Below are 18805 nucleotides of genomic sequence, written 5' to 3'. Positions count from 1 at the left end.
CATCTGGCAGGGTTTTCAATCTTATTATGTGTTGAGGACCTAGAAATTGTATCTCATGCTTATATTCCAAGTTCTTCCAAATCCAAAGAATACTTTGTTACTAGTATCTAATCCTCTAAAAGTATTCGTGTTCCCGTCTGCAAAGTTATTGGTCAAAGATTCTGCAATGTATTCTGTATCAAAAAGGTTATTTACATTAGCAGCGATGCTTATAAAGTCCTTTTTCTGACCAAAGCTAAACTTATAGTATGCTCCAAAATCCACCAAACTATAGCTTGGCAATCTTAATGAACCTTGGTTATCAGCTGAATCAAAATCCTCAGCATTGATCTGCGCAAACAATCGTGAAGCAGAATACAAGTTAGTACTCAATTTTAAGTTTTTAACCGGTCTAATAATCATTTCCAAATTGGTAGTGAACTGAGCGGCATCTCCTACTTTTACATCATCCAAATACAAAGTAACATCTGGATCAATTACATTTCTATCATCATCCAAGGCAGCGCCACTAGCGTTACCGCCATATTCCCAATTACCCAAAGACAACATTCCCCTAAACTGTACTATATCAGACGCTCTATAATCTGCTTCCAATTCAAACCCAGAGTGAATTTGCTCTACGCCATTGATGTTTGCCGTACCCTCATCACCAAGATCTGTCTCAATATCCAAGGTTTCAAATCTATCCTTCCAAGAAGTTCTATATATATTGATTTTAGCTCTAAAATCGCCAAGGTTTATACCATATCCTGCCTCTAGTCCCAGTATTTTTTCATTGGTCAAATCTGGGTTTAATACGTTATCAAAATTAAGATAAACCGCATCAAACAAGGGTTGCTTGGAATAGTACCCAGCATTAAAGAAAACGTTATGTGCCTCATTCAAGTTAAAGTTAGCTCCACCTTTAATGTTTCCGCCCAATAGATTTTCAAAATCGGTTTCTTGCAATGGATCAGAGTCCAAATAATTAAAATAATCAATTCTTTTAAAACCTTGTTGGGAAACTCCACCTTGTACGAATGCAGAAACTACTCCATCAGTATATTCTAGTTGCCCAAAAGCACCTAACCATCTTACTATACCATCATTATAGTAATCAATCTTTTCTTCTGCATCAATATCTTTAAAGATGTTCACAATAGAACCAAAATCAGATGTTATAACACCATCTTGTCTAACAGTGTGGTCGGGATTGTTGATGTCATCATCATCAAAATAACCATCGGCACCTAAAAGATTATCTACTCTTCTATAGTGAATTCCCTTATAAGATCTTACATCAATTCCAGCATCCCAGCTCCACTTATCATTTATATCTGTATGAAGATTTGCAATAAGACCAAGCCAGTTATGGGAGTTCATAGAAGCTCTTCTTATAATTCCATCGCCACGGCTGGTAACAATCTGCTCCCCATTTGTTGGTGCTATTTGATAATCATTCCCATCATAGAATGTAACTTGTTCCCCAGAATTAAGTCTAGAAATTAAATCGTAATCTACTTGCCCTGTCTCTGGTATTCTATATCTGCTAGAACTGGCAAAACCAAAGTTAGCGCCAGAGCCTATATCTCCTGTTCCGCCACCTCTACCATAAGAAGCGTAAGCAGATGTAGAAAGTGTAGTTTTATCATTGAATTTATGTTCCCAGTTAAGAGAAGCAATTGGTTTGTGGTAGAAATTTCTTCTCCATCCAAACTCTTCTCCATTTAATGTACCCCCATTAAAGTTATATCTAGCTCCATATTGTACATGGTCTGCTATTGTTGCCACGTTAAAGAAACTAGACGTTCTTTGGTTATGAACCTGAGGTGATCCTGTTAATACAAATTGAAAGCTATTTTTAGCATTAGGTTCGTATCCCAATCCTATAAAATAATTGTAAGCTTCAAATTTGGTTCCTTGAATGTATCCGTCCCCGTCTGTTCTTCCGAATAATATAGAAGCAGCAAATCCATTCTCGCTTTTGCCCGTGTTATATGAAGCAGTCATTTTCATATAACCGTCATTACCTCCACCATAGTTAACACTACCACCTTCTTCTTGCTCAGTACTTTTAGTAACGATGTTTATTGTTCCGCCAACAGAGCTAATAGCCAATTTAGAAGAACCAAGTCCTCTTTGTACTTGCATTGCAGTAGTAACATCACCAAGTCCAGCCCAGTTACTCCAGAATACTCTGCCATTTTCCATATCATTAATAGGAATTCCGTTGATCATAATCGCCGTATTCTGAGAGTCAAAACCTCTTACATTAATTCTTCCATCTCCATATCCACCACCTGTTTTAGTAGTGTAAATGGATGGTGTAGACCTTAATACTTCTGGTAATTCTTGAGACCCTAGTTTTTCTTGAATCTCCGCAGCTCTAATGGTTGAAACTGCTACAGGTGTCTGCCTATCCTTGGCAATATCCAAGATTCCGGTTACAATAACACCTTCAAGTTCTTCCGCATCTGGAGCCAAGGATATTGTACCTATACTTCCAGTAGTGCTAAATGATACATTTTTGGAAATGAATCCAATGTAGGAAACAACCAAAGTACCAGAGCTCTCAGAAACTTCTAGAGTAAAATTTCCATCAAAATCTGTTGATGCTCCATTTTCAGTGCCTTGAAGCACGACACTAGCACCTGGAAGCGGACCGCCTAATTCGCCGTCTACAACTTTACCCGTAATTGTTCCTTGAGAAAACATAATTGTGGACACAAATAGGGCCACAATCAATAAATAGAATTTTTTCATTTTAACAGTGTTTATTATTTGAATAGCACTGCAAAAGTCTTTTTTTTTAACGTTTGTTATGTTAATTTAATGTTAAAAAAAATATGTCGAATCATTCTTAATCTAGCACAAACAATTGGTTAACAGTAAGTTGATGTTGAATATAGTTTTATGAATCTTAAATCATTTCTTAAAAAAATGCAAAAGGCTCAAAGTTGAGCTATCATGTTTGCCAATTTCTGAACTTTCAATGTCGTTAAGTATATTTTTGGCAAGCTGCTTACCTAGTTCAACACCCCATTGATCATAGCTGAAAATGTTCCAAATAATCCCTTGAACAAAGATTTTATGCTCGTACAATGCAACCAAAGCTCCAAGGCTTTTTGGATCTAGTTTTTGGATTAAAATCGTATTGGTGGGTTTATTCCCCTCAAATATTTTGAAAGGTAACAACGATTTTATTTCTTCTTCGGATAGATTTTGTGCTTCTAGCTCGTGTTTTACTTCACTAGCAGTTTTTCCGTTCATTAAAGCTTCAGTCTGAGCAAAGAAATTGGCCATTAACTTATTATGATGATCGACCTCTCCATGTAGCGATTCTTTATATCCTATAAAATCTGTTGGGATAAGTTTAGTGCCCTGATGAATCAATTGAAAAAAGGCGTGTTGTGAATTTGTTCCAGGCTCTCCCCAAATAATGGTTCCTGTTTCATAGTTGGTTCTATTCCCAGCCCTATCCATGCTTTTACCATTACTCTCCATAATTCCTTGCTGCAAATACGCAGAAAAACGATTTAGGTATTGGGTATAAGGAATTATAGCTTCGGTTTCCGCACCAAAAAAGTTATTGTACCAAACACTGAGTAGCGCCAAAACAACAGGAATGTTTTCTGAAAATGGAGTTTCCTTAAAATGAACATCCATTTCATTTGCTCCGGATAAAAGCTCATCAAAATTCTTATACCCTACAGATAATGAAATTGAAAGTCCTACAGCGCTCCATAATGAAAAACGTCCTCCAACCCAATCCCACATAGGGAATACATTCTCATCTGCAATGCCAAACTCCTTAATTTTTTGGGTATTGGTAGAAACAGCCGCAAAATGTTTTGCTATATCCTTTTCTGAGCCATAATTTAAAAACCACTTTTTAATGGTAAGGGCATTACTTAACGTTTCTTGCGTGGTAAAGGTTTTGGAAACAACAACAAATAAAGTTGTTTCTGGATTTAGTTCTTTTAGGATTTCATGTACATGGTCACCATCTACATTGCTTACAAAGTGCGTTTTTAAATGGTTCTTATAGAATCTTAGTGATTCTGTGATCATTGCCGGTCCTAAATCTGACCCTCCAATTCCAATGTTAACAACATCTGTAAAGGTCTTATTGGAATATCCTTTTCTATCTCCGGAAATTACAGAATCTGAAAAGGCCTTTATCTTTTCTTTTACTTCATAAACTTCTGTGACAATGTTCTTCCCATCGACATAAATCTCGTCTTCCTTTTTTGCTCTTAAAGCGATATGCAGTACAGCCCTTCCTTCTGTTTGGTTAATCAATTCACCTCCAAAATACGCTGAGATAGCTTCTTTTAATCCTACTTCATCTGCTAACTCTAACAGCAGTGATACCGTTTCTTCAGTAATTCTATTTTTTGAATAATCAACTAGAAAATCATTCCAAAGCAATGTGAATTTTTTTCCACGTGCTGTATCCGAAGCAAACATTTCTCTTAAATGTTCACTCTTTATTTCATTGTAATGATCTGTAAGTTTTCTCCAAGCTTTTGTAGTAGTAGGGTTGATTTTGGGTAATGCCATTTTATGGGTTAAGTGTTACTAGCTTTTCTTCTGGTTCGGGAGTGGGCAAGACATACTCTATACAATCCAATTGCCATTTTTGGGGTGTTATGTAATCTATATAGGCTACCCTTAAAGAGTCTGCGATAGGCTCCGCTGCTGGTAATTTTTCACGTAATGGGTCAACCTGTCTTCCATTTTTCCAAAATCGATAGCAAACATGTGGCCCACCTGTATTTCCTGTCATTCCAACCCAGCCAATTACGTCTCCTTGTCTAACAAATTCGCCTCTTTTTACCTTTTGCTTTTTCATATGCAAATATTGCGTGCTATAGGTTCCGTTATGCCTGATCTTTACATATTTCCCGTTACCTCCCCTTCTCGTGGACTCTGTTACTGTTCCATCTGCTGTAGCAATAATTGGGGTTCCTACAGGCGAAGCATAATCTGTTCCCTTATGTGGCCTTACTCTATTGCCATAATATGCGATTCTACGTTTTAGATTGTATCTGGATGACAATCTATACCCAAATTTTATTGGAGCTCTTAAAAATGTACTTCTAAGGTTGTTGGCTTCATCATCAAAATAATCGGTGATTTGCTTTAGTGAATCTGCAACATAAGAAAAAGCATATATAGGTTTGCCTTTATGTTCAAAAAGTGCAGCTTCAATTGGCTCCGCACCAGCATAGATAGAATCATTGATATATCTTTCTTTGTATATGACCTTAAACTTATCTCCTTTTTCCAATCTAAAGAAATCTATGGTCCACGCATAAATTTCGGAAAGGTTTAATGTAACATTGTAATCTATTCCTTGATCCAAAATTGCCTCGGATAAGGATGTCTCTATTATCCCAGAAGCTTCACGTTCAACATATTTTACTTCCTTCCTGCTTTTGTAGGCCGATACACTATCCCGTAAATCAACTACGGTATAATTGATTCTATCGTTTTGATAAATAAACACTTCGGCTATTTCTGATGTATCTCTTGATTTTAAGATTAGGTATGGTTTGCCAACCATGATTTTTCTTACGTCAAACGTGTCTTTAAAATTTTGGGAAACTGTTGCAATTTTAGGGTAGTCCACCTTGTTTTTTAGCATGAGTTCACCAAAACTATCCCCATATCTGATGGTATCTTGAACCACCTTAAACTCTTCAAAATTGAAACCAAATTGTTTTACTATTGGTTTCTCAATAGGATCTTCTTGTTCCAATTCCTGAACCAAGACTTTTTCTTCTTTACAAGACACTAGGATTAGCAGTGTCAATATTGCCCCAAAAAATTTCTGCATTACTAAACTTCGTTATTTGACGGATTAAATATATGGTCCACCCATTGTTTTCCCCATGTATCTTTCTCATCTTCTGAGTGCAAAGTTGGGAAAAATATTATTTTCTGAAAGCTTGGAGGTAAATAGTTCTTCCAATTTGTGCCTCCAGTGGCATCAACTTCTTTGTTTTCTTTTGCTAAATACCTGTAGGCGGAACCCATGTGAACCAACGGCCAGTTTACATTAGCGTTTACATCCAAATCTTTTAATGAGTTGATCAGTTCTTCATTCTTTTTAGATTCTTCAGGAAGTTGGAGGTACTTATGATAGATACTACTAGTCTTAACTTCATTAGATATTCTTAGCAATCTTGGAGTATAGCGGAACTCAAATTGTTTAAGAGTAAGTGTTTTTTCCCCAGTAACTGCATCAGTCGCACCTTTTTTCCAATAAATATGATCAAAAAGTTCTTCTATACTGTCCTTTGCTGAAAAAGATTCACGCTCCGTATGATGAACCAAATTTTCTAGGGGCGTAGCATAAATCTCAAGCATACGATATTGAGCAGACTGAAATCCACTTGCAGGAAGAAGTGCCATGCGATAGCGCAAAAATTGCTCTCGTTCCATTCCTTTGATCATAATGCTAAAAGATGAAATAAGTGCTTTGAAGTAACTGTTTATCCTATTGACTTTTTCTATAAAAAACTTTAGATCCTGGGACTTATCTTCAACTATTTGCTTTTGCTCATGTAAAATCAGCTTGAAGTAGAGCTCCGTTATCTGGTGGTACATGATGAAGATTTCTTCATCCGGAAAATGCGTTCTTGGAACTTGAATACTAAGTAAAGTGTCTAAATGAATATAGTCCCAATACGTAAGGTAACGTTGGTAAAGGAGTCCGTCAAGGTAAGAACTTAAGTCTTGTCCAGAGTTTTTAAACTTTTCTTCAAGCTTATTGATTTGGGACTCAATTCGCTCATCATTCTTCATTCAATACTATCTCATTATTATTTTAAACTGGTTTCTAAGGCCATTATAGCCATCTAAATCTGCTTTTAACGATCCAACGGCAAGATCTGCTTTTATCCTTACAGGAATTTTGTTCAAATCATTGGAAACCCAAAGCGTAAGGCTTTCGTTTTCCTTGAAAACACGACCCGATTGAACCACGGGTCTAAATTTAAGACATTCTACTTTCCCAAACTTGGTCCGTATCACTTCTTTTCCTAAAAATTTTAGTTTAAACTTATAAACGCCATCATCATCAAACAACATATCCATATCTATGGATTGGCCAACTTCAAATTCTTCGAGTCCATAGCGATTTCTTAAATAATAAGAGGCTGACAATAAATCTTGGACTTTGTCATGTACTGGAATATCAAACTCCTTACCGTTCTTGTTATCCTTTAAAATTGCCCGATCCTCATTGTGGTAAAAATCAATTTCAATATCCTTGGTATATCCCCCTTCATTTATTTTTCTGATAAACCTGTACGGTTTTCCATCAGTTCTGCCAAAATAACTCTCATAGGTATCATCCACTTTAAAAAATATACTGGCAAATCCCGTGGTCTTCCCTCTACCCACCACATGGTATACCGGAATATTATCAATGGTATCCGTACTTAGGTTCAAGGTTGCATAACTGGCGTTAAGAAATCCATAGTGGATGCGAAATTTTAACCACTCCCCAGACTTAAACGCAGGAGGGTGTTTTTGCGCGGTTATGGGCATTATAAGCAAGAGGGAAAAAATGATAAAAACCTTTTTCATAGTCTTGTGTATTAGTATAAAATTACTAAAATCCCTTTTCAAGCAGATTAGTTTACAATTACATAAACAAAACTTGTTCCAAAATATTATATATAAAAAAAGCCCAGTCTTTAAACTGGGCTTTTCCTAAATAACCAACCAAACTTTAAATTATGAAAAACCAATACTTAAAGTTATAAGGGAACCACCCCTTATGTTGTGTAAAGATACATCAAGGTTTTGTAGGAAAATAAGTTTTTAACGGACTTTAACTATCCTTCTTTCAAATTTTTGAAACAGGGATGCATATTTAGCTTATTGTTAAGAAAAAATAAGGCTTATGAAGGATTTTCCAATTTGTTGCCAAATGAATGATTGACAAACTTATCTTACAAAAGAGATTTCCAAATGCATTTGTTTAGAACCAATACCCTACACTAAAAAAGAAGTTACTATTGCCTATCTCTGGCGTCCAAGAATAATAAACCTGAATGGGACCTAAAAACGATTCATAGCCATACCCTATTCCATAACCAGAAAAAGTGGGTTCTGTAAACCATTCTCCTGTACGAAACAAATCATCGTCAACATTAGCAAAATTGGCTGAAAACAGTAAATGGTTCTTAGGGGCGAATTGATAATCCAACCTACTATATGCCTTTACAAAACTGTTTCCTGGCAGACTTAAAAAGTCATACCCAAAAAAAGGAACAAAATTATTTACAAAGTCGTTTCCAAAACCACCAAGAACAAAATCAAAAGAAGTAACCCCTGAGGTTCCCAATTTAAAACCTCCTTCTGTCTCCAAATTAAGGGTTAGGTTTTGAAACAAAGGAAATGCGGTGCCAAGTCTTGCTTTTGCTATTGAAAATTCCTTGAAATTTTCATTAAAATCTGAAGAGAATAGATACAAATGAAAATCGCTATCAAAAAACACCCCTTTTGTAGGAAAATATTTGTCATCATAGGTGTCTAAAGTAATTTTACCATATGCGCTAAAATAATTTGAGTTTTCAAAATATGTTCTTTCATCCGATGTTGGCGCGAAAGCATCTTCATTTTCATCTACAAATTGATTAAGGGTACGTGTACTGTAACGCAACAATTTGTGCTCAGCACCCAGTGTCACCGCAAATTCTTCCCTCAAAACTGTTTGTAGGTAGACCTGGTTTGTTAAATCTGTAATATCCAGATTTATTTGTCGAATATTTGGGTCATCAATCACGTCGAAATTTGAGCGAATCAACCCAAAGTCTATTTCATTGTCAAAATCCGTGAACTTAGAATTGACCCCAAAACTCCAATAAAACCCTTTATCCAGATAGTACTCCATGTTATACCTGATATGATCTCCAAGAATGAAATCAAAGGAGGCAACATCATCCTTAAGTAAAAAATTCTTTTTGGTAAGGTTGATCAATGCGGCACTTTTGTACAAATCATCATAATGGGCAGACATCTTAATGAACATTTTTGTGGGGTCCTCTTTTAGTTTTAAAACTAAATCTGTACCCAAACCATTAGATATCAATTCATATCTGATCGTTTTAAAATTCCCAGAAGCAGATAAATTATTAATACCCTGTTTTAGTTTATTAAATGAAATTTTCTCCGCAAGATTAAATCGGAGTTTACCCTTAATATAGCCCCTAGTATAGCGATCATTTCCCTTGATTATTAATCTATTTACCGTTAGGCTATCTTTTACCTTTATCTTTTTTTTCTTACCGCTAACAAAACTTTGTTTTTTGGAAATCTCATTCAGTTCTTTGATTTTAGCGTATGCTGCTATCTCCCCGCTTTCGACAATTTCCTTAGAACGGTCAAAATCAATAACAGAAAAATCATCTATATCCGGCCTTATATAGATTTCCGTTTTTTCAATCTTATCCTTCATATCATTAACGGTCCTGTAGTTATTGATTTGAAGAAGGATTTCTGTAGCTGACGATAAGGACTCTCTTGTGGCCAAACCATGTTGAACATCTACACCTATAATTAGGTCGGCTCCCATTTCTCGCACCTCATTTAAGGGATAATTGTTCACTACTCCTCCATCTATCAAAATTTCTCCTTCAATTTCTGATGGCTCAAACAATGTGGGAAAGGTTCCACTGGCCATAATTGCTTCAGGAAGATAACCGTCATCCAACAATACCTCTTCTCCAGTTTCTACATTGGTGGCAATACACAAAAAAGGAATGGGCAATCTTTTAAAATCATGAATATCCTTTACATGAAAAAGAAGCCTTACCAACTCATTGTAGATGTTCTGCCCTCCTGAAATTGCTTCTGGAAAGGACACATTAAAATTTGTGAAAGGAAGACCCAAGGCATAGCGCTCAGAATCATCTTTTTCATAAAAAGTCTTTGCTCCCCTAGGGACATTATCTTGAATCAACTTAGAGAAATCCGTTACCTTAAAAATAGAATCCAATTCTTTGGCAGAATACCCTGAGGCATAAAGTGCCCCAACAATGGCGCCCATACTTGTGCCGCCAACATAATCTATTTTAATGCCAGCTTCTTCGATTACCTTTAACGCTCCAATATGTGCCAAACCTTTAGCTCCGCCACCACTAAGTACTAGACCAATCTTAGGTTGTTCCTCCGTGGACGTTGTTTGGGCTATCCCAAAAACCCCAAAAAATACAACCCCTATTGCAGCTATTATGTTTTTCATATACTTTTTGCTAATGGAAGGATTTATAGATTTTTTTTGCCTTTGCCATTCCAATGGTTTCTGCAAGACTCTCAATGGTTGCCTCTCTAATTCGTTTTACCGATTTGAAATTTTTCAATAGTTGTTCTGCAGTCTTTTCACCAATACCTTCAATATTTTCCAATTCTGAATTAATCGCTCCCTTCCTTCTTTTATTTCTATGATGCGTAATGCCAAATCTATGGGCCTCGTTCCTAAGTTGCTGAATTATTTTCAAAGTCTCTGATTTTTTATCCAAATAAAGAGGAATGGGGTCTTCTGGAAAATAAATTTCTTCCAGTCTTTTGGCAATACCTATTATGGCAATTTTTCCGCGTAGCCCTAAAACATCCAGACTTTTAAGAGATGATGAAAGCTGGCCTTTCCCGCCATCAATTACTATAAGTTGTGGCAAGGGTTCAGCTTCAGCAAGAAGTCTCTTATATCTTCTAAAAACGACCTCTTCCATACTTGCAAAATCATCGGGACCCTCAACAGTCTTAATATTAAAATGCCGATAGTCTTTTTTTGAAGGCTTTCCATTTTTAAAGACCACGCAAGCCGCCACAGGATTACTCCCTTGAATGTTAGAGTTATCAAAACACTCTATATGTGTAGGTTCTTCAGATAGCCTCAAATCTGCCTTCATCTGAGCCATGATTCTTTTGGTATGTCTATCTGGGTCTGTTATTTTAATTTGTTTGAACTTATCCTGTCTAAAAAAACGTGCATTACGTTCAGAGAGTTCAAGGATTCTTCGTTTATCTCCTAGTTTTGGCAAGGTAACTTTAAGGCTTTCTTCAACTAATACAGGAAATTGCAAATAAACCTCCTTCGATTGGGATTTAAACCGTTGCCTGATTTCAGTGATGGCCAATTGCAACAATTCCTCATCAGTCTCTTCCAACTTCTTTTTTATTTCTAAAGTATGTGATCTTATAATAGAACCATGAGACAGTTGTAAAAAATTGACATAAGCATGGGTTTCATCAGAAATGATAGTAAATACGTCTACATTATTAATTTTTGGATTGACCACCGTGGATTTGACCTGATAGTTTTCCAATATTTCTATCTTATCCTTTATTCTTTGAGCTTTTTCGAACTCCATATTATTTGCAAATTCTTTCATCTGTGATTTGAAGAATTGCAATGAACTTTTAAAATTTCCTTTTATAATCTCTCTAATGTCTTCTATCTGTCTACGATATTCTTCCTCTTCTTGTAACCCTTCACATGGCCCCAAGCAATTGCCTAAATGATATTCTAGACATACCTTATACTTTCCAGATCGGATCTTTTCTTCAGAAAGGTCATAATTACACGTTCTTAAGGGATATAAACTCTTGACCAGGTCCAATAATGTTCTCACCGTCTTCATGCTAGTGTACGGTCCATAATACTCCGAACCATCCTTTATTAACTTACGCGTGGGAAAAACTCTTGGAAAACGCTCATTTTTAATGCATATCCACGGATAGGACTTATCATCCTTTAGCAAAACGTTATATCTGGGCAAGAGTTTTTTAATGAGATTGTTCTCCAAAAGGAGCGCATCAGATTCTGTGGCAACCACAATATGTTTAACAGAATGAATCTTTTTGACCAAAACTCGGGTCTTGCCGTATTCTTGTTTTTTATTGAAATATGAGGCTACTCGTTTCTTAAGGTTTTTAGCCTTTCCAACATAAAGAATCTTATCATCGGCATCATAAAACTGATACACCCCTGGGTCGCTTGGCAGAACGCTTATTTGAACACTTATAGATGATGGGTTGGGCATAAAATTTCCGAAAATTGACTCCTAAACAAAAGTAAGTTTTAATAATAGTGCTTTTTTGTTAAAATTCACCTATCCCTTATTTCACTTAACTTTTTTTGATAGACCGCTATCTATGTGTTAAAATTGATGGTTTTAATCTTTCCTTCTATAACTTGTAAGAAAAACACCTCTTTCGCTCAAAATTAACCCCGCAAATTGTTATAAATCGTCGTTGTTTAATTTTTTTTTGATTTGATCCTTAACGATTTTTAAATAAAAAAACATCTATCACTCTTATCTTCAGATAGTTAAAATCAAAATAGAATCTTAATGAAAACCCACATATGTTAAAACGTTATTAAAAAAGATGCATTTCATCGGTAAAAGAGGTATTTCATGGTGAATTTTCAATTCTTTTACTTACATTTAACCATATATAAATACAATTCTATGGAGAACTATGTTATTGTTTTGGGAATGTATTTGATTTTGATGCTTTTTTTCAAAATCTTTTTTTCTGTTTCAACCAGAGAATAAAAAAATAGGTTTCCCCAAAGCTCCACCCCTAAATTTTCAACACTAGATGTTGAAACATGAACTGAGAATAAAATATAAAAATTTGAGAGAGGAAATGAACACCTCTGTCATTTCAGATTATAGTATCATCTTGGCAAATCATGTACTTCAAATCCCTATTTGGGATTTTTTTTGTTTCCATATTTTTCTAAGCATCGAGGAAAATAAAGAGATTGATACGCTTCCCTTGATTACACTTCTTCAAGGAAAAGATAAGAATATAGCTATCCCGAAGGTTAGTGGAGAAAACTCAATGGAAAACTACTTGCTGACAGATAATACAGTTTTCAAGAAAAATAAATGGCATATTCCAGAGCCTGTAGATGGAATTAAAATTCCAGAAAACCAAATAGATGTAATTTTTGTGCCACTGTTGGCTTTTGATGCAAAAGGAAACCGTGTTGGTTATGGCAAAGGTTATTATGACACCTTTTTGCTTAAGTGTAGGCCAGAAACCATAAAAATTGGATTATCATTTTTTGAAGCTGAAGATAGCATAAGCAATATCCATGAAAACGATGTTAAACTGGATTACTGTGTTACTCCAAAAAAGGTTTACAAATTTTAATCCTCTGCTTGTTTTTCCTGTTTCGGGAAAGCTTTTTTGTTGAATACAATCAATATACCAACTCCAGTGCTTATAGCCGTATCCGCTATATTAAAAACAGGCTCAAAAAATCGAAAACTTTTACCTCCAACAGATGGAACCCATTCTGGCCAAGTTGTATCTATTAATGGAAAATATAACATGTCCACAACCTTACCGTAAAAAAGTTTTCCATAAGGTTCACTAGAAAACAAAGTAGCGACCTGATTGCTACTGTTGTCAAAAATCATCCCATAAAAAACCGAATCTATAATATTACCCAAGGCCCCTGCAAAAATTAGGGAAACCGCCAAAATCAAGGTTTTCGGGGATTCCTTTTTTATAATGTCCCGCAGCCAATAACCAATACCAAAAATGGCAAAAAGTCTAAAAATGGTCAAAACCAGTTTTCCTGCAGATTCTGATATAGGAAGAAGATCACTAAGCTTGGTACCCCAAGCTGCACCCTCATTTTCTATAAAAAGTATTTTGAACCAGTCAAATACCGCAGAGGATTCTCCTAGGACAAAATTAGTCTTAACGTAGATTTTACTTATCTGGTCAACTACCAGTATTAATATGATGATTATGAGGGACTTCTTTAAATTCATGTCTTTAAAACAGGTTGCGCAAAAGTATGGATATTATTTCATTTTCCTTAGATTGATGTTCCCTTCAACGCTCTTCAAAATGTATTGGTTATAGCCTTTTGGAATAGGCTCTTTTTCAACTTTTCCATAAGCGCTTTCAGCAATTATATTTCCGCTGGCGGTTATAAGCAAAATATCCCCTTTTTGAGTGGTTACCTCTACCTTTTCAATCACATTGTCAAGAACACATCTTCCATCAGATAATTTCACTTGTAAATTTTCAAACTTGCCTTCTACAGATACATTGCTATTAGTGCCGTAAACGAAAACGTTTTTATTTTCTGGAAGGATTATATTGAGTTTAATGGAAATAACTTTGTGAGCGCTAAGTTTGTCGTTTGGATTGATAAAATTTGGCTGAAACCCGGCGCTTATCAAAACTGTTGTTCCTTTTTCTTCTATTGTAATCAATAAATCTTTGGAATATTCACCTTCAATATCAGCCTCAACGCTAACTTCATCTGTCTTGGCCGTGCCAAGGTAAATTTGGTAACAGTATTGGGAATTTATTTGAATGGACGCTGTTCTGGAATTTACAAACGCCTTCTGCACCAATTTTTGACCATGCAGGTTCAATAAAGAAAAAAAGCTGAAAACAAAGAACAAAGTTCTCATAAACAAAAAACGCCTTGCGGCGTTTTTATTATTTCTGCATGTTTTTTGCCTCAATGCTCAGCGTAGCGTGCGGAACCAATTTTAGTCGTTCCTTATTAATAAGTTTTCCCGTTACACGGCAAATCCCATAGGTCTTGTTCTCTATTCTTAACAAAGCGTTCTTTAAATCTCTAATGAACTTTTCCTGGCGGATTGCCAATTGCGTATTGGCCTCTTTGCTCATAGTAGCGGAGCCCTCCTCAAAAGCTTTGAATGTTGGTGAGGTGTCATCCGTACCGTTATTGCCATCGTTCATATATGAGCTTTTAAGCAACTCCAAATGCTTATTGGCCTTATCTATTTTTTCTTCAATTAACGTTCTAAATTCTTTTAGATCTTTATCCGAGTATCTTACTTTTAAATCTTGTGCCATGTTCTAATGTTTTTGGATAAACAATTTTGTATTTACTTCATCAAAGGCAATAGCTATACCTTCATCTAATTTTTCTTCAAAATTCAGTTCTGCAGTCAAGGTTTCGGTTTTAATATAATCTTCATTACTGGAAACCGCATTTTCCACAAAACCGTCTTTCAATATTTTAATATCTATTCTATCGGTCACCTCAAATCCAGATTCTTTTCTAAGGTTTTGAATACGATTGACCAACTCCCGCGCAATGCCCTCTTTTCTTAAGTTCTCATCTATGGTCACATCCAGAGCAACCGTTAAAGAACCAGAGCTTGCCACCAACCAACCCTCAATATCTTGTGAGCTGATGTCCACATCAGATAACTGTAAAATAATACTTTTATTTTCCAATGCAAGCATTAATTCGCCTTCTTGTTCAATTTTTTGGATATCCTCTTGTCCCAATAGATTAACAGCGAAGGCTATGGCCTTCATATCTCTCCCAAATCTTGGGCCTAAAACCTTAAAATTAGGTTTGATTTGTTTCACTAAAATTCCAGAGGCATCATCAAGCAATTCAATTTCTTTTACGTTTACTTCAGATTTTATCAAATCTGAAACCGCTTCAATATCTTCTTTCTGTTGATCATCTAAAATAGGAATCATTATTTTTTGAAGTGGCTGACGTACTTTAATTTTTTCCTTTTGACGAATTGATAATACCAAGGATGAAACTTTTTGTGCCAATTGCATTTTACGCTCCAGTTTCTTGTTGATCATACGCTCATCAGAAACAGGAAACTCTGCCAAATGAACACTTTCAAAACCATCTTTTTGGGTAGTGGCATTTAAATCTATATACAACCGATCCATAAAGAAGGGCGCTATAGGAGCAGATAGTTTAGCAACTGTGGACAGACATGTATACAGGGTTTGATAAGCTGAGATTTTATCTTGTTGATAATCTCCCTTCCAAAACCGCCTTCTGCTTAATCTTACATACCAATTGCTCAAATTTTCCTGAACATAATCGGAAATCATTCGTGCTGCCTTGGTAGCCTCATAATCTCCATAAGCTTCATCCACTTTTTGAATAAGTGAATGCAGTTCAGATAAAATCCATTGGTCTATTTCTGGCCGCTCATTTAACGCAGTGTCTGCTTCTGAATAATCAAATTCATCAATATTGGCATATAATGCCATGAAAGAATAGGTATTATAAAGTGTGCCGAAAAATTTGCGTTTCACTTCAACAATACCATCCAAATCAAACTTTAAATTATCCCACGGGTTAGCGTTGGAAATCATATACCATCGTGTGGCATCTGCGCCATGTTCTGGCAGCACTTTAAATGGATCGACGGCATTCCCCAACCGTTTGGACATTTTCTTTCCTTCCTTGTCCAATACCAGACCGTTTGAAACCACATTTTTATAGGATACGGTATCAAAAACCATAGTGGCAATGGCATGCAGGGTATAAAACCAACCTCTTGTCTGATCTACACCTTCTGCAATGAAGTTTGCAGGAAAAGCCACACCATCATCAATTAAGTTCTTATTTTCAAAAGGGTAGTGCCATTGTGCATAAGGCATAGAACCACTATCAAACCAAACATCGATCAAATCAGACTCCCTTTTCATAGGTTTTCCCGATGGGGAAACCAAGGTAATCTGATCTACAATATTTTTATGTAAATCGATTTTATCATAGTTGGATTCACTATTGTCTCCTACAACAAAATCTTCAAAAAGGTCTTTTTCCAGAATACCGGCTTCAACGGCCTTGGTCATTTCCACTTTTAATTCTTCCACGGACCCAATCATCATTTCTTCCTTTCCATCCTCGGTGCGCCAGATAGGAAGTGGAATTCCCCAATAACGGGAACGGGAAAGGTTCCAATCGTTGGCATTGGCCAACCAGTTTCCAAAACGGCCCTCTCCTGTAGCCTTCGGTTTCCAGTTAATGGTCTGGTTAAGCTCAAACATACGGTCTTTAACATCCGTAACCTTAATGAACCACGAATCCAGTGGATAGTATAAAACAGGCTTGTCCGTACGCCAGCAGTTAGGGTAACTGTGCACGTACTTTTCTACCTTAAAGGCTTTGTTCTCTTCTTTTAGTTTGATGGCAATTTCAACATCCACAGATTTTTCTGGAACTTCATCATCTGCATAATATTCGTTCTTCACATACTTGCCAGCAAACTCCTTAAGTTCTGGTCTAAACCTTCCTTGTAAATCAACCAAGGGAACTGGATTGTTGTTTTCGTCCAGCACCAACATTGGTGGAACTTCGGGTTTTGCTTGTTTTGCCACCATAGCATCATCCGCACCAAAGGTGGGTGCTGTATGTACTATTCCTGTACCATCTTCTGTGGTGACAAAATCGCCGGCTATGACCCTATAGGCATTTTCTGGATTTTGATAGGGTTGAGCATAATCTATTAATTGCTCATATCTAATTCCAACTAAATCTTTCCCTGTAAAGCTTTGTCCTATTTGATAAGGAATTTTTTTATCGCCTTCTTTAAATGTGGTAAACTCCTCTTCATTTTCCGCTGCAAAAAACTTGCCCGAAAACTGTTTGCCCACTAATGCTTTTGCCAATATTACTTGAGTGGGTTCAAACGTGTATTGGTTATATGTTTTTACCAAAATATATTCAATCTTTGCCCCTACGGTCAATGCCGTGTTAGACGGTAAGGTCCAAGGAGTCGTCGTCCACGCAAGAAAGTAAATGTCACCATCTATATTCTTTAAAGCGTCTGGAAGCGAATCCTTTTTAGCTTTAAACTGAGCTGTAACGGTTGTGTCCGTAACATCTTGATACGTGCCCGGTTGATTCAGCTCATGAGAACTCAATCCCGTTCCTGCCTTTGGAGAATAGGGTTGAATAGTATATCCTTTGTATATAAGGCCCTTATCATAAATCTGTTTTAGCAACCACCAAACAGACTCCATATATTTTGATTTGTAGGTGATATATGGATCATCCATATCTACCCAATAACCAATTTTTTCAGTCATTTCGTTCCAGACATCCGTATAACGCATGACCGCTTTTTTGCAGGCTGCATTATATTCTTCAACCGAAATCTTTTTGCCAATATCTTCTTTGGTAATTCCCAGTTCCTTCTCAACACCAATCTCAATGGGCAATCCGTGGGTATCCCATCCAGCTTTACGCTTTACCTGATATCCCTTCATCGTTTTATATCTAGGAAAGATATCTTTAATGGTGCGTGCCATCACGTGATGAATTCCAGGCATCCCGTTTGCAGAAGGTGGTCCCTCATAAAACACGTAGCTTTCTTTCCCCTCTCTCGTGGAAACACTTTTTTCAAAAATTTGGTTGTCTTTCCAAAAGTCCAAAAGCTCTTCTGACACTTTAGGCAAATCCAATCCTTTATATTCCGCAAACTTCATATTTATCGCTCCTTCTTCTAGAATTCCAAGTTTGCAAAATTAAAAATTTAGATGGAATTATTGCCTTCCAAATGGGGTATTTAAATTTCCTTAATGTGCTTAACCTAAATATGATATCCCATAATACCCCATTCCCGTCAAAATCCATACCTTAACCGAATTAACACTAAACCATATTTATAATGAAAAAAGTATTGATTGCAATCGTTGCACTGTCTTTATCGATGTCAACAATGATATCATGTAAAGAGGCTGCAGACAAGGCCAAGGAGGCCACAGAAGAAGCTGCCGAGTCTCTTGAAGAGGCAGGTGATAACTTAAAAGATACAGCAAACGATGCTGTAGACGCTGTAAAAGAAGCGGGTGATGAAATGAAAGAGTCCGGCGAAAAAGCCTTGGACAGCATTAAAAAGGCAGGTGAAGAAACTATGGACAAAGCCAAGGAAATGGGAGAGGACGTAAAAGATGCCGCCAAAGAAACTGCAGATGATCTTAAAAAAGTAGCTGAGGATACAAAGGAAAAATTAGATCATTAATATCC

General features: G+C 36.3%; 13 protein-coding genes. 2 read left to right on the top strand and 11 right to left on the bottom strand.

All coding sequences use genetic code 11. The annotated features are described in order from the left end of the window. Window positions 1–39 precede the first annotated feature (39 nt). From SJY44_RS04095 to uvrC, 7 genes are all read right to left on the bottom strand, one after another. Window positions 40–2742, bottom strand: a complete 2703-nt coding sequence (locus SJY44_RS04095) for a TonB-dependent receptor (protein ID WP_396591379.1) — start codon at window positions 2740–2742, stop codon at window positions 40–42. Window positions 2743–2904: 162 nt separating this feature from the next. Continuing rightward, a complete protein-coding gene (pgi, locus tag SJY44_RS04090) occupies window positions 2905–4542 on the bottom strand; it encodes a glucose-6-phosphate isomerase (protein ID WP_396591378.1) in 1638 nt (545 codons plus the stop codon). A 1-nt stretch (window position 4543) separates the two neighbouring features. Then, window positions 4544–5821, bottom strand: coding sequence for a peptidoglycan DD-metalloendopeptidase family protein (locus SJY44_RS04085; protein WP_298923970.1), 1278 nt, complete (start codon window positions 5819–5821; stop codon window positions 4544–4546). A gap of 2 nt (window positions 5822–5823) precedes the next feature. Next, complete coding sequence (locus tag SJY44_RS04080) at window positions 5824–6792, bottom strand: tryptophan 2,3-dioxygenase family protein (protein ID WP_298923968.1); 969 nt, start codon at window positions 6790–6792, stop codon at window positions 5824–5826. A gap of 6 nt (window positions 6793–6798) precedes the next feature. After that, entirely contained in the window at window positions 6799–7578 is a 780-nt protein-coding gene (locus tag SJY44_RS04075; RefSeq protein WP_298923966.1) for a DUF3108 domain-containing protein, read from the bottom strand. A 397-nt stretch (window positions 7579–7975) separates the two neighbouring features. Beyond that, complete coding sequence (locus tag SJY44_RS04070; RefSeq protein WP_396591377.1) at window positions 7976–10240, bottom strand: patatin-like phospholipase family protein; 2265 nt, start codon at window positions 10238–10240, stop codon at window positions 7976–7978. Window positions 10241–10250: 10 nt separating this feature from the next. After that, window positions 10251–12041, bottom strand: coding sequence for an excinuclease ABC subunit UvrC (gene uvrC / locus SJY44_RS04065; protein WP_396591376.1), 1791 nt, complete (start codon window positions 12039–12041; stop codon window positions 10251–10253). Between the two features lie 562 nt (window positions 12042–12603). Here uvrC and SJY44_RS04060 point away from each other — a divergent pair. Then, entirely contained in the window at window positions 12604–13164 is a 561-nt protein-coding gene (locus SJY44_RS04060) for a 5-formyltetrahydrofolate cyclo-ligase (RefSeq protein ID WP_396591375.1), read from the top strand. Here the strand turns inward: SJY44_RS04060 and SJY44_RS04055 are convergent. Genes SJY44_RS04055 through ileS form a run of 4 tightly spaced genes read right to left on the bottom strand, consistent with a single transcriptional unit; the run spans window position 13161 to window position 18264 of the window. Then, window positions 13161–13793, bottom strand: a complete 633-nt coding sequence (locus tag SJY44_RS04055; RefSeq protein ID WP_298923933.1) for a lipoprotein signal peptidase — start codon at window positions 13791–13793, stop codon at window positions 13161–13163. The two genes, SJY44_RS04060 and SJY44_RS04055, sit on opposite strands and share 4 nt — an antisense overlap. A 33-nt stretch (window positions 13794–13826) precedes the next feature. Next, window positions 13827–14447, bottom strand: a complete 621-nt coding sequence (locus SJY44_RS04050) for a hypothetical protein (protein ID WP_396591374.1) — start codon at window positions 14445–14447, stop codon at window positions 13827–13829. 28 nt (window positions 14448–14475) lie between these two features. Beyond that, on the bottom strand, window positions 14476–14859 hold the full coding sequence (locus SJY44_RS04045) for a TraR/DksA C4-type zinc finger protein (protein WP_109660595.1): 384 nt from the start codon (window positions 14857–14859) through the stop codon (window positions 14476–14478). A gap of 3 nt (window positions 14860–14862) precedes the next feature. Continuing rightward, window positions 14863–18264 carry an isoleucine--tRNA ligase gene (ileS, locus tag SJY44_RS04040; protein WP_396591373.1) on the bottom strand — a complete coding sequence of 1134 codons (3402 nt, stop codon included), beginning with the start codon at window positions 18262–18264 and terminating at the stop codon, window positions 14863–14865. 182 nt (window positions 18265–18446) lie between these two features. On the opposite strand from ileS, the gene SJY44_RS04035 reads away from it, so the two are divergent. Continuing rightward, on the top strand, window positions 18447–18800 hold the full coding sequence (locus tag SJY44_RS04035; RefSeq protein ID WP_298923923.1) for a YtxH domain-containing protein: 354 nt from the start codon (window positions 18447–18449) through the stop codon (window positions 18798–18800). Window positions 18801–18805 lie beyond the last annotated feature (5 nt).

It is taken from the genome of Allomuricauda sp. R78024 (genome assembly GCF_044596045.1).
GTDB lineage: Bacteria > Bacteroidota > Bacteroidia > Flavobacteriales > Flavobacteriaceae > Flagellimonas.
This window is presented reverse-complemented; position numbering and strand designations above follow the sequence as displayed.

Coding starts and splice junctions, on each gene's coding strand:
- SJY44_RS04035 (WP_298923923.1), top strand. CDS start 18,447: ATGAAAAAAGTATTGATTGCAATCGTTGCACTGTCTTTATCGATGTCA.
- SJY44_RS04070 (WP_396591377.1), bottom strand. CDS start 10,240: ATGAAAAACATAATAGCTGCAATAGGGGTTGTATTTTTTGGGGTTTTT.
- SJY44_RS04075 (WP_298923966.1), bottom strand. CDS start 7,578: ATGAAAAAGGTTTTTATCATTTTTTCCCTCTTGCTTATAATGCCCATA.
- SJY44_RS04080 (WP_298923968.1), bottom strand. CDS start 6,792: ATGAAGAATGATGAGCGAATTGAGTCCCAAATCAATAAGCTTGAAGAA.
- ileS (WP_396591373.1), bottom strand. CDS start 18,264: ATGAAGTTTGCGGAATATAAAGGATTGGATTTGCCTAAAGTGTCAGAA.
- SJY44_RS04095 (WP_396591379.1), bottom strand. CDS start 2,742: ATGAAAAAATTCTATTTATTGATTGTGGCCCTATTTGTGTCCACAATT.
- pgi (WP_396591378.1), bottom strand. CDS start 4,542: ATGGCATTACCCAAAATCAACCCTACTACTACAAAAGCTTGGAGAAAA.
- SJY44_RS04085 (WP_298923970.1), bottom strand. CDS start 5,821: ATGCAGAAATTTTTTGGGGCAATATTGACACTGCTAATCCTAGTGTCT.
- SJY44_RS04055 (WP_298923933.1), bottom strand. CDS start 13,793: ATGAATTTAAAGAAGTCCCTCATAATCATCATATTAATACTGGTAGTT.
- SJY44_RS04045 (WP_109660595.1), bottom strand. CDS start 14,859: ATGGCACAAGATTTAAAAGTAAGATACTCGGATAAAGATCTAAAAGAA.
- SJY44_RS04050 (WP_396591374.1), bottom strand. CDS start 14,447: ATGAGAACTTTGTTCTTTGTTTTCAGCTTTTTTTCTTTATTGAACCTG.
- SJY44_RS04060 (WP_396591375.1), top strand. CDS start 12,604: ATGTTGAAACATGAACTGAGAATAAAATATAAAAATTTGAGAGAGGAA.
- uvrC (WP_396591376.1), bottom strand. CDS start 12,041: ATGCCCAACCCATCATCTATAAGTGTTCAAATAAGCGTTCTGCCAAGC.